Source organism: Sinorhizobium fredii USDA 205, assembly GCF_001461695.1.
GTDB lineage: Bacteria > Pseudomonadota > Alphaproteobacteria > Rhizobiales > Rhizobiaceae > Sinorhizobium > Sinorhizobium fredii.
This window is the reverse complement of sequence record NZ_AUTC01000066.1, coordinates 1-11720: the sequence shown is the minus strand read 5'-3', so window position 1 is coordinate 11720 and position 11720 is coordinate 1. Positions and strand designations below refer to the sequence as shown.

Below are 11720 nucleotides of genomic sequence, written 5' to 3'. Positions count from 1 at the left end.
ATGTAACCATGTACGATGTTTCATCAACCGCAGCTGTTATTGAGCTTCGTGCGCTCCTGGCAGTTGATGCGCAGATTGATCTCTACAGCGGTAAGCAACTCGTGCTGCGGGCGACGAGCCGCATCGCCAATAGGCAAAGGGCCGTGTTGTATGTCGACTATCTCGAAGCGGTTCTCTTGCGCTTCGCGATCGCTGCCAATCGCACCGATTTCGAGGTCTCGCGAAAGATCGGAAATACGCTGCTCGACGCGATTGAGGCGTCACCCAGGCTGAGTTGAGCAGAATGTTGGCCGGAGACGGACCATGGCACACGAAATTTGGATTGAACAGATCGGTGGCGGCACGAAGACCCTGATCAAGCTGCCGGAGAGCTTCTCTTCCGACCCCTATGTCCTCGCTGATGAGATGCGGCGGATTTGCCAGCAGGCCTACGAAATGGGCCGTATGGACGAGATCGAAGCCGTACAGGAGCTCATCCGCAGCAGGAAGAAGGCCATGACCCCCTGAGGGCCGTAACTAGCGCGGTTGCTCATAAGCTCCCGCGCCGGAACAAAAGGGTGCATCCGCAGTGTTTCGCAAATGGGCATTGCAGCCGCGTGATGGAGGAAGAGGTCAGTCGTGGCGATTCAACCGAACTTTCGGACGCTGTACGAGCGGCATGGGTGATCATGAGGAATTGATAATAGGCGCAATGCGACAGGCTATCCTGGCCCTAATGACTGACAAGTATCCGTTGCCGATCCTCGCAGTCGGGACTCGCGGCTCGCAGTGGCCGCGAACCTAGCGCCTCGCACGGGAGAAGGGAGGTGACCATGCCGGCATCTATCACTGAAACAGGCGGTGACGCAAACCATCGTCGCAGCGCGTCGGAACATCCGGCCAGTCCTGTCGACGGCGGAGTCGTAGCCTGCTTGGATACGTCATGGCTTTCGCACAAGGTCATTCCGCATGCGGCAGCCATTGCACACGCCCTTCATGCCTCACTCACGCTGCTTCATGTCCTGGAAGTGGCGCCCAAGACCGATGTTCCCCTGGATCCATTTGAATGGGACGTTCGGCGCCGCTCGGCCCATGACTACATCAGGCGGTTGGCAAGCGAACGAGGCGACGAAACCTTCCACATCGATACGATCGTCGTCGAGGGACAGCCGGCTGAACAGATCTGTCTTTGGGCACGCAACCAAAAGGTAGGTCTGATAGCGGTGGGCACACATGGAGATAGCGGAGCGGCCGACTGGGCATTGGGCGAGACGGCCCGCAAACTGGTCGAGACGTGTTCAGGCGCACTTCTGCTTGTCCCATCTTCGGTTTCCGATGCGGATGTCGTGCATTACCGGCGCCTGCTTGTGCCACTCGACGGCTCATCTCGAGCGGAAAGCGTTCTTGCCCTCGCAACGCGTCTTGCCAGGGAACAAGACGCCGAGCTGCTACTGACCCACATCATTCCCGTTCCCGAACTGACGGAGATTGGTCCCCTCGAGGTCGAGGACATCAAGCTGAAGGATGCGGTGATCCGCCGAAACGAGCGGGTTGCACGTCAATATCTCGAGCGCATCCGCGCCCGCATTGCGGAACAAGGCCTTGCCGTCAATGTGATTCTCCGCGATGGGGACGTTCGCGGCAGCCTTTCTCGCCTTGCCGTCGAGGAGGCGGCGGATCTTGTCATCATGTCCGCGCACGGTCGCGGCGATCGTGCTGATGTCTCGTGCGGCAGCATTGCATCCTTTCTGGTGACGCATACGGCGACGCCGCTGCTGATTGTGCTGCGCGGTTCGGGGGCCGGTAGCAGTGCTTCTACAGAAAAATCAGATGGGCGGCCTCCTGGTCGTGCGGTGCTATGAGCGCACAAGTTGAGTTCTCCGAATCGGACACTCTCACGTTAGCCGCGCGGCAATTGCAAAAGCGGCACGCAACATCCAGACTGAAACCTCGGCCGATTGCACCTTGGTCGGAGCTGTATCGAATAGAGGGATGGCTCCAGCGGGCGCGGACTGCCGCGTCTGACCCCCCGTCGGGGGCTGTGAGGGCCGCCGAGTGGCTGCTCGACAACGACTACCAGGTTCAGCGCGCGGTGCTGCAGATCGAACCGGACTTGCCGGTAGGGTTTTACGAGCGGCTGCCGAGCCTGGAGGATTCTGGGAGTGAAGGCGTGCCGCGTATCTTTGCGATCGGCTATGGCCTCCTCCAGGCATCGCACCTCCAGCTTTCGCTGACGACGGTGGTCAGGTTCATTCGGTCTTACCAGGAAGGTACCCCGCTGACGATCGCGGAATTGTGGGCGCTTCCGACGATGTTGCGGCTTGCCTGCCTGGAAATCCTCGCCTGTCGCTGCGCGAGGCTCTTTCCGGATCTGAAGCCTCCATTCGCACCGACGCAGCTTGTGGCGCTACTTGACCGTTTCGACGATACCGAATGCATATCGCGAGCGCTGGCCAATCTCGGCGTGATCTCGTCCATACAGTGGAAGGACTTTTTTGACCGGGCCAGTTCTGTCGAGGCGATTCTGCGCGATGAACCGGCTAGAGCTTACCAATTGATGGATTTCGATTCCCGCGACCGCTACCGCAAAGCGGTTGAGGAAATCGCCGCATGCGCCGGCCGGCCAGAGATGGAAATCGCGGAGTGCGCCGTCTTTCGGGCGCGCCAGGCGAAAGGTTCTCCGCATGATCACGTCGGCTACTGGCTGGTTGGCGAAGGGCGCGGTGAATTCGAGACCCTGATTGGCCTGCGTCGTCCGCGGTTAACCGTCTGCAGCCATTGGCTCCGTCGCCACGCCGGGGTACTTTACGCCGCTGCACTGATTGCGGCCACAGCCACCGCGCTGCTCGTTCCAGCGACGTATCTCTCGGTTGTTGGGGCGGGGTCAGGCGGATGGATCCTCGGCATCGCCCTCACGCTGTTGCCGGCTTCAGTCCTTGGGGTCGCCGCCGTGCACGGGATCCTTGCACTGGTCGTCCGTCCCCAGGGACTGCCGAAGCTGGATTTTGAAAAGGCGATCCCGGCCGATTGCGCCACGGCAGTGGTTGTTCCCGTCATCCTTCATGGCGCCGACGAAGTTCCGCATGTGATGGAGCGGCTGGAACGGCATTGGCTGTCCAACCGTGATCGATCGTTGCGCTTCGTGGTTCTCAGCGACCTTTCCGATGCCCCGGCCGGGTATATGCCGGGTGACCAGGAGACGGAACAGGTGCTGTTGGCGGGCATTCAAAGGCTCAACAGCCGGTACGGACAGACACGTGACGGTCCCTTCCATCTTTTGCATCGCCCGCGGCGCTTCAACCCCTCGGAAGGTCGCTGGATGGGGTGGGAGCGCAAGCGCGGCAAGCTTGAAGCGCTCAACCGCCTCATTCTCGACGGTGACACAGGCGGATTTTCCCTGCGCGAAGGTAATGCAGCCGAGCTTGGCCGGACTCGTTTCGTCGTGACCGTCGATGCCGATACGGTCCTTCCGCCCGGTTCCGTATCCCGTCTCGTCGGGGCGCTTGCCCATCCGCTGAACAGCGCCCGCTTCGATGAACGGACTGGCCGAGTTCGAGCCGGCTACACGGTCCTGCAGCCGCGTGTCGAGATCTCGCCTGAAAACGGCAACCGGTCTCTCTTCGCACGCCTCTATGCCGGCAACACCGCAATCGATATTTACACGCGGGCGGTGTCCGACGTGTATCAGGATCTCTTCGGTTCCGGCATGTATACAGGCAAGGGGATCTACGAGGTCGCTCCCTTCCATCGCAGCCTCGATGGACGGGTGCCCGAGAACGCCCTTCTCAGCCATGATCTCTTCGAGGGCATTCAAGGGCGCGCAGCACTCGCAAGCGACATCGTGCTCTATGAGGATTTTCCCATCAGCTATGTCGAATATGCCCGCCGTTGGCATCGCTGGGTCCGCGGTGACTGGCAGCTGCTGCCCTGGCTTGCAAGACGGGTACCCGGCGCCGGCGGCAAGTGGCGCAAGAATCCCTTGACCCTCCTTGACCGTTGGAAGGTATTCGACAATCTGCAGCGCAGCCTCGTTCCGCCCTCCCTCTTGCTGCTCTCAGCAGCCGGCTGGTTGGGCCTGCCAGGCGAACCGTGGGTGTGGATGGCATTCGCTGTGGCCACCCCGGGATGCCACTTTCTTACCGATTTGCTGACGGCCGTTGGCCGTAGCCGGTATCGCGAGGCCGTGCGGGGGGCGTTCCATCAATTGAGCGATCCCGCGGGACGTTGGCTGCTTGCCGTCGTCTTTTTGGCGAACGATGCGATCGTGGCGCTAGATGCCGTCGCAAGGACGTTCTGGCGATTGATCGTATCGCGCAGGCATCTTCTCGAATGGACATCGGCTGCGCAACTGGCAAACGCCGTCAACAGCCGCAGTCCTCGTGCCGCAGCATGGCGATATATGTGGCCCGCTTCGGCTTTATCCGCGGCTGCAGCTTCCGCCGTCGCCTTGCTCAATCCATCGGTCCTCCTGCCTGCGGCCCCCCTGCTGCTGCTGTGGTTCGCCGCGCCGGAGATCGCCGCCTGGCTCAGCCGTCCTCGTGATTGGCGCACGGAGGAGCTTGGTCGGGACGACCTCGCGTTTCTGCGCCAGTTGGCTCGGCGCACCTGGCTCTTTTTCGAAACCTTTGTCGGTCCCGCCGACAACTGGCTGCCGCCGGACAATGTCCAGATGGAGCCTTATGCCATCGCTCACCGCACGTCACCCACCAATATCGGCATGATGTTCCTTTCCTCCCTCGCCGCCTGGGACCTCGGCTATGTGGGATCGACGGATCTCGCGGTGCGTATCCGAAATGGCCTCGACACGCTCGACCGGCTCGAACGCTATCGTGGCCACCTCCTCAACTGGTACGACACGCAGCGCCTGAAGCCGCTTGAGCCGCGCTATGTCTCGACGGTCGACAGCGGCAACCTCGCCGTATCCCTGCTGGCGCTCAAGGAGGGGTGTCGAGAGGCGGCCTGTGCTCCGGCAGTAGGGCCCGGGCGATGGGACGGTCTTGCCGACACGCTCGGCGCGCTGGCAGAAGCGACGGAACGTTTTCCGGAAAAGCCGAGCAACGAGCTTCGAGCCTGTCTGGCTGCGATGATGGAACGCATCGACCATGCCCGCAGCCACGTCTCGGTGACATCTTCCGTGTTGACAGAGATTTGCGAACGGACTTTCCCCGAACTCGAAGCCGCAATCGCGGGCATCGTTGCGCAGCCAGCGGAGCCGCAACCGGAGACATTGCATGATATCCAGAGCTGGCTCGGGCGCACCCGTCACCACCTTTCAAGCATGAAGCGGGATATCGAGACGCTGGCTCCGTGGATTCCCCTCATCGAAACACCTGCTCCGGGCTGCGAAGGCCTGGCACATGAAATTGCGGAACTGATAGCGGTCCCTGTTTCGATATCGGATGTCGAGACCCGCTGCGCCAGCGCACATGCGGTGCTGGAGGCAGCGATGCCGTCGGCGGCGGCAGCAGCACAATGGCTCGCCAAGGTCGATGCGGCCCTGAAAGCGGGTGCCCAGGCGCAGGCAGCGCTCCGCAGGGAATTGCTGGATGTCTCGCAGAGGTCCGGCGCAATGGCATTCGCGATGGACTTCAGGTCGCTGTACGACGTGGAGGCCCGGCTGTTCCGCATCGGTTACAACGTCAGTACCGATCGGATCGATCCCTCCCACTACGATCTGCTCGCCAGCGAGGCCCGCCTGGCGAGCTTCTTTGCGATTGCCAAGGGCGATGTCGCCTTCGAGCACTGGTTCCATCTCGGACGGCTAACGGTTCGGGCGAAATCAGGGCTCTCCCTGGTCTCCTGGGGCGGGTCGATGTTCGAGTATCTTATGCCGGGCCTTCTTCTTCGGAGCGGTATCAAGACGCTGATTGGCCAGAGCGAACGCGCAGCGGTCGATGCGCAGCGCCGTTATGCCGACCAAAGGGGAATTCCCTGGGGGACGTCGGAATCGGCCTTTGCCTCGCGGGACGCAAATCACAATTACCGCTATAGCGGTTTCGGGATAGCCGAGCTTGGCTTGCGGCGCGGACTTTCGCGCGATCTCGTCGTCGCCCCCTATGCAACAGCGCTCGCACTGCCGATCGCGGCCAAAGCGGCCGTCAGGAACCTGCGCGCGTTGGCGCGCCTCGGGCTCGCCGGAAGCTACGGCCTCTTCGAAGCGGCCGACTTCACGCCCGAGCGCGTTGCGAGAGGCGTCTGCTTATCGCCAGTCCGCGCCTATATGGCGCACCACCAGGGCATGACGCTGGCGGCGCTCGACAATGCGCTATGCGATGAGGCTCTCATCCGTCGGTTCCATGCCGACCCGCGCGTCCGGGCGGTCGAGCTCCTCGTTCACGAGCGGGTACCTTGGGAGACGCCCCCTTCGGTCCGCACGCTCGAAAAGCGCCGGGTATCACCGAAGCGGCGGACGAGCATACCGGCCCCGCAACCCTGGAAACCGCGTTCGGCAGAAGCCTTTCCGCAAATGCATGCGCTCGGAAATGGGCGATTGGCGAGCTGGATCACCGAGGCTGGGGGCGGACGTTTGAGCTGGCACGATCATGCACTGACGCGCTGGCTACCCGATGCCACCCGCGACAACCACGGACTCTGGATGTACGTCCGCGATGAGGAGGACGGGTCTGTCTGGTCCGTCGGACGGCAACCGACCGGCGTGGCGCCAGATGATGCACGCGTCATGTTCCATCCCCATATGGCAGAGTTCCATCGCCATGACCATGGCGTCGGCATCAGTATGGAGGTCGGCGTCGTTCCCGGCGATGACCTGGAAATCCGGCGCATGCGCGTGGTCAATGAGGGCGAGCGGCCAAGGCGCCTTCGCTTTACCAGCTACGGTGAGGTGGTGCTTGCCCCGCCCCTTGAGGACGAGCGCCATCCCTGTTTCAGCAAATTATTCGTCGGGAGCGAGCACCTGCCCGCCTTGAACGGGCTGCTTTTCTCGCGCCGTCGCCGTCATCCGCAAGAAAATCCGCCGGTGCTTCTCCACTGGGTCGTTCTTGACGAAGCCGGCGTCGAAATCGCCGGTTTCGAGACCGACCGCCGGCATTTCCTGGGGCGCCAGGGCGATGCCAGGCGTCCTTATGCCGTAAAAGTGGGGCTTTCAAGGACGGCAGGCTGGACGCTTGACCCGGTGATGGCCCTTCAGGTGCAGGTCGCACTGGAGCCGCACGAGCGGCGTCAGTTCGCCTTCCTGACTATGGCCGACGGATCGCGGGAAACGCTCCTCACCACGGCCCAGCGATATGCGACGCTTGCCTCTGTCGACTGGGCGCTCAACGATGCGGCGGCGGAAGCCGCGCGCGAGGCGCAGCAGCTCGGGCTCGATGGGGCTTGGCTGCCCGACCTGCAGGTGCTCGCTTCGTTGCTCGTCTATCGGCATCACGCGCTACGTGCTGCTCCGGAAGTGCTTGCCACAAACAAGCTCGGCCAGCCGCGGCTGTGGGCTCTCGGCATCTCTGGCGATCATCCGGTCCTGCTTGTTCATGCGGGCGATCCCAAAGAGATGGATCTCCTGCACACGCTTGTCGCAGGACATCAGCTCTGGCGCAGGCGCGGAATTCACGTCGATCTTGTAGTCTTACGCGGCGGTGCGACCGGCTATCTGGAGCCGTTCAGGGAACGACTTACCACTCTCCTGCAGGACATGAGCGCGCTTGAACTTCTTGGCCGCAACGGCGGAATCCATTTGATCCTCGCCGATGAGGTGAACGACGAGGAAAGGCGCCTTGTCGAAGCCAGTGCGCAGGCCATTCTCGATGCTTCGAAGGGCCCACTCGCTCGGCAGATCGCTTCCGCGACGGAGTCGCGCCCGCGGCCGCCGCGCCTTGAACCGACTGGACGTCGCGAACCGGTCGAGACAGCGGCAATCCTGCCCCATCCCGCCGATCTTGTTTTTGACAACGGTCTCGGTGGCATTACTGGTGACGGCCGTGAATACGTTATTCACCTCCAGCCGGGTGAGAAGACACCGGCGCCATGGTGCAATGTGCTTGCAAACGAGCGCTTCGGCACAATCGTCAGCGAGACCGGTCTCGGATTCACCTGGGCAATCAACAGCGGCGAAAATCGGCTGACCCCCTGGACCAATGATCCAGTTGCGGATCCACCAAGTGAGGCGCTCTATCTCAGGGATGAGGAGACCGCCGAGATTTGGACGCCGACGCCAAGCCCGGCGGGAGAAGGGGCGGCCTGTGAGATTCGCCATGGCGCGGGCTATACGGTCTGGCGGCGCGTGGATTGCGGAGTGGAGCAGGAGCTTCTTGTCTTCGTGCCTCCGGATGATCCAGCCAAGATCGTGCGGCTCAAGCTTCGCAATCCCGGCATTCGAACGCGGCGGATCACCGCCACCTATTATGCCGAGTGGCTGCTCGGTTCGCTCAGCGGCAAGGCACGATCCTTCGTCGTGTGCGAGTACAATCCCGCCTGCCACGCGCTGCTTGCGCGCAATCCTTGGAATCCCGATTTTTGCGAGCGCGTGGCGTTCCTGACCTCGACCCGTCCCCCTCATAGCCTGACCACGGATCGCCGGGACTTTCTGGGCCGCGAGGGCAATCTCAGGGCCCCGACGGGGCTCAAGCGCTGGGATCTCGGCGGGCGGGTCGAGGCGGGCGCGGACCCTTGCGCCGCGTTTCAGGTCCATCTCGATATCGGCGCCGGCGACGGGACCGAGGTCGTTTTCGTGCTCGGACAGGGAGACGATCAGGCCCATGCAGTCGAACTTGCGCGTCGTTGGCAGGAGCCGGGGCGCGCGGATCACGCTTTCGAGGAACTTGCTCAACACTGGGACAGGCGGCTCAGCGCCGTTCAGGTCAAGACGCCTGACCCCGCCTTCGACCTGATGGTAAACCGCTGGCTTCTCTACCAGACCCTGGCTTCTCGCATCCTTGCGCGCGCCGGCTTCTACCAGGCGGGCGGCGGCATCGGCTTCCGTGATCAGCTACAGGATGTGCTCGCGTTGTTCCACGCTGAGCCGGAGCGGGTGCGGGCTCACATCCTCACTGCTGCTGCGCGTCAATTCGAGGAAGGCGACGTGCTTCACTGGTGGCACCCGCCTAATGGCCGCGGGGTTCGCACGCGCTGCTCCGACGACCTGCTGTGGCTGCCCTATGTTGCGGGCTGCTATGTCGAGGCGACCGGTGACGCTTCGATCCTGCACGAAAAGGTCCCATTCTTGCGTGCGGTGCCGCTCACGCCCGAGGAAGAGGATCGCTACGCACGCTTCGACATGGTTTCGGAGCCGCGCTCGCTTTTCGAGCATTGCGAACGGGCCCTGGCCCGCGGCGTGACGCAGGGCGCCCATGGCCTCCCGCTGATCGGAACTGGCGATTGGAATGACGGGATGAACCGCGTCGGGCGCAAGGGTCGGGGAGAAAGCGTCTGGCTTGCGTGGTTCGCCGTCGCCACGATCAAGCGATTTGTAGCGCTATCTCTGCGTATGGGACGCGACGACTTGGCCGGGCTCTGGCGTGATCGCGTCGGACAGCTCGAGCAGGCCATCGAGGCGATCGCATGGGACGGGAAGTGGTATGTACGCGCCTTCGACGATGATGGGCTTCCGATTGGCTCGGCGCGCGCCAAGGAGTGCCGCATCGACTCGATTGCCCAGTCCTGGGCCGTTCTCGCGAGCGACGGCATTTCCGAGCGAGGCAAAACAGCCGTCGAGAACGCTGTTCGGGAGCTCATTCGTGAGGACCAGCGACTTATCCGACTCCTTTGGCCACCCTTCGATGCCACGCCTCAGGATCTTGGCTATATCAAGGCTTATCCGCCGGGCGTCAGGGAAAATGGAGGGCAATACACGCACGCTGCCGCATGGCTCGGACACGCCTTTGCCCGCCTCGGCGACGGTGACCAGGCGGCGCATATTTTTGATCTGCTCAATCCGATCCGCAATGCATCCACTCGGACCGACATGGAACACTATCGTGTGGAGCCATACGTGGTGGCGGCCGATATCGCGAGTGTCGCTCCTCACACAGGTTGCGGCGGCTGGACCTGGTACACGGGGTCTGCCGCCTGGATCTTGCGGCTCGGCGTCGAGGCGATCCTCGGCCTCAGGCTGCACGAAGGGAACCTTCTCATCGACCCTTGTCTGCCGAAGCACTGGGGTTCGTTTGAGGCTGAAATCAAGGGCCCGAAGGGCAGTCTTGCAATCCGCGTCGAGGATCCGGAGCGGATCGGCAAGGGCCAGATTGAGGTGGAAGTTGATGGGATCCGACACATGGACATTATCGTGGCGCTTCCAACCGATGGCTCGACGCATCGGGTCCGGGTGCGCCTTCGGAAAAAAGCCTCTACGGCGGCGAAGTCCTAAGGCATACTAAAGTGCGGTGTCGGGCTATCGAATTGTGGTGCGATGGAAACGTCTCCAAGAGTTGCCGGAGCAAGCAGCGGCGACCGGATGGTCGCGTCTCAGCGTGGCTTGGCGCGACAATGTTCGGCCCCCTCGGCTGCCTTTGCTCAATCGCTCTTTTGAAAGCGGTAGCCAGCGGTTTTGACTTGAAGGTTCGACCATGAAGATCGCATTCCTGGCATCACCGAGGCCAGCCGCTCAAGGCGCGCTCGAGGAACTTACGGGCCGCTACGGCCAAACCGCTGCGGTAGATGCCGACTGCATCGTGACCATCGGTGGAGACGGTACCGTCCTGAAGGCGCTCCATGCGGTGCTGCCAATGCCGGCAAAGCCCGTATTCGCCATGCGCACGGAAAGTTCCGTCGGATTTCTCTGCAATCCGTTGCGGACGAATGGCCTGGCCGAACGGCTGCACTCGGCTGTCAGCCTGGAATTGCCTGTGCTCCAAGCGGAGATCGAGGAGACGGGAGGGGGCCGCCGGGTCCTCTTCGGCATCAACGAAATCGTCCTTATCCGACAACGACTCCAAGAGGCCAAATTGCACGTTGCCCTCGGCGGACAAGCAAACCCGATGATCATCTCGGGGGATGGTTTGATGCTGGCGACGCCACTCGGCAGCACGGCCTATAGTCGCTCGCTCGGCGGTCCGCGTCTGCCGCTCAGGTCTTCGCTTTTAACGCTGACAGGCATTGCCATCCGGCGTCCCGCCGACTGGTCTCACATTGTCTTGAGTGATCGCGCGATCCTGGATGTAGAGGTCGTTGAGGCCTCTCACCATCCTGTTCGCATAGAGACCGCCATTGACGCCGTCCCGGACATTCGTCGTGCGCAGCTGTTTTGCAATCGCGAACGCGAGGCGACGCTGCTCTTCGATCGCGTGGCTCAGAACGATTCTTGGACGGCCTTTGGCCGCTCGTGCTGACGCCCCATTTGCGTTGCGTCAAGGCGGGCGCGCCGATCCAGCATTAAACTCAAACTCTTCTTCGATGAAGGAATTGAACCATGTTCATCAGGGAAATGACCGAAGAGGAGTGCATCGCGCTTCTTTCGGCAGAGCGGCTGGCGAGGCTCGCGTGTGCGAAAGACAACCAGCCCTATGTCGTCCCAGTCTACTACGCATATGCCGGCAAATGCCTCTACGCTTTTTCCATGCCCGGGCAGAAGATCGAATGGATGCGCGCCAATCCTCACGTTTGTGTGCAGGTCGACGGGCTTGTCACCGGAAAGCAGTGGAGGAGCGTGGTGGCGTATGGGCGTTATCAGGAACTTCCGGATACGGCACGATGGCATCGTGAATGCCTTCATGCATGGTCCCTTCTCGAGAAGCACGTTAACTGGTGGGAGCCGGGGGATAGCGTCCGTCAAGCTGGTGTAATTTCGGGTGTGG

The 11720-nt window shown here is 62.1% G+C and carries 6 protein-coding genes; all 6 read left to right on the top strand.

The window, feature by feature from the left end:
• Positions 1–8: 8 nt before the first annotated feature.
• The gene (locus N181_RS08055) at positions 9–278 is read left to right on the top strand and encodes a hypothetical protein (protein ID WP_014857886.1); all 270 of its coding nucleotides are present in this window, start codon (positions 9–11) and stop codon (positions 276–278) included.
• A gap of 25 nt (positions 279–303) precedes the next feature.
• Entirely contained in the window at positions 304–507 is a 204-nt protein-coding gene (locus tag N181_RS08050; protein WP_014857885.1) for a hypothetical protein, read from the top strand.
• Between the two features lie 305 nt (positions 508–812).
• Positions 813–1841, top strand: a complete 1029-nt coding sequence (locus N181_RS08045) for a universal stress protein (protein ID WP_014857883.1) — start codon at positions 813–815, stop codon at positions 1839–1841.
• A gap of 179 nt (positions 1842–2020) precedes the next feature.
• A complete protein-coding gene (locus N181_RS08040) occupies positions 2021–10294 on the top strand; it encodes a GH36-type glycosyl hydrolase domain-containing protein (protein WP_234885902.1) in 8274 nt (2757 codons plus the stop codon).
• 199 nt (positions 10295–10493) lie between these two features.
• Positions 10494–11255 (top strand): diacylglycerol kinase catalytic domain-containing protein, encoded by a 762-nt coding sequence (locus N181_RS08035; protein ID WP_014857881.1) that lies wholly within the window; start codon positions 10494–10496, stop codon positions 11253–11255.
• 80 nt (positions 11256–11335) lie between these two features.
• A partial coding sequence (locus N181_RS08030; protein ID WP_060563326.1) for a pyridoxamine 5'-phosphate oxidase family protein occupies positions 11336–11720 on the top strand: 385 nt, incomplete at its 3' end.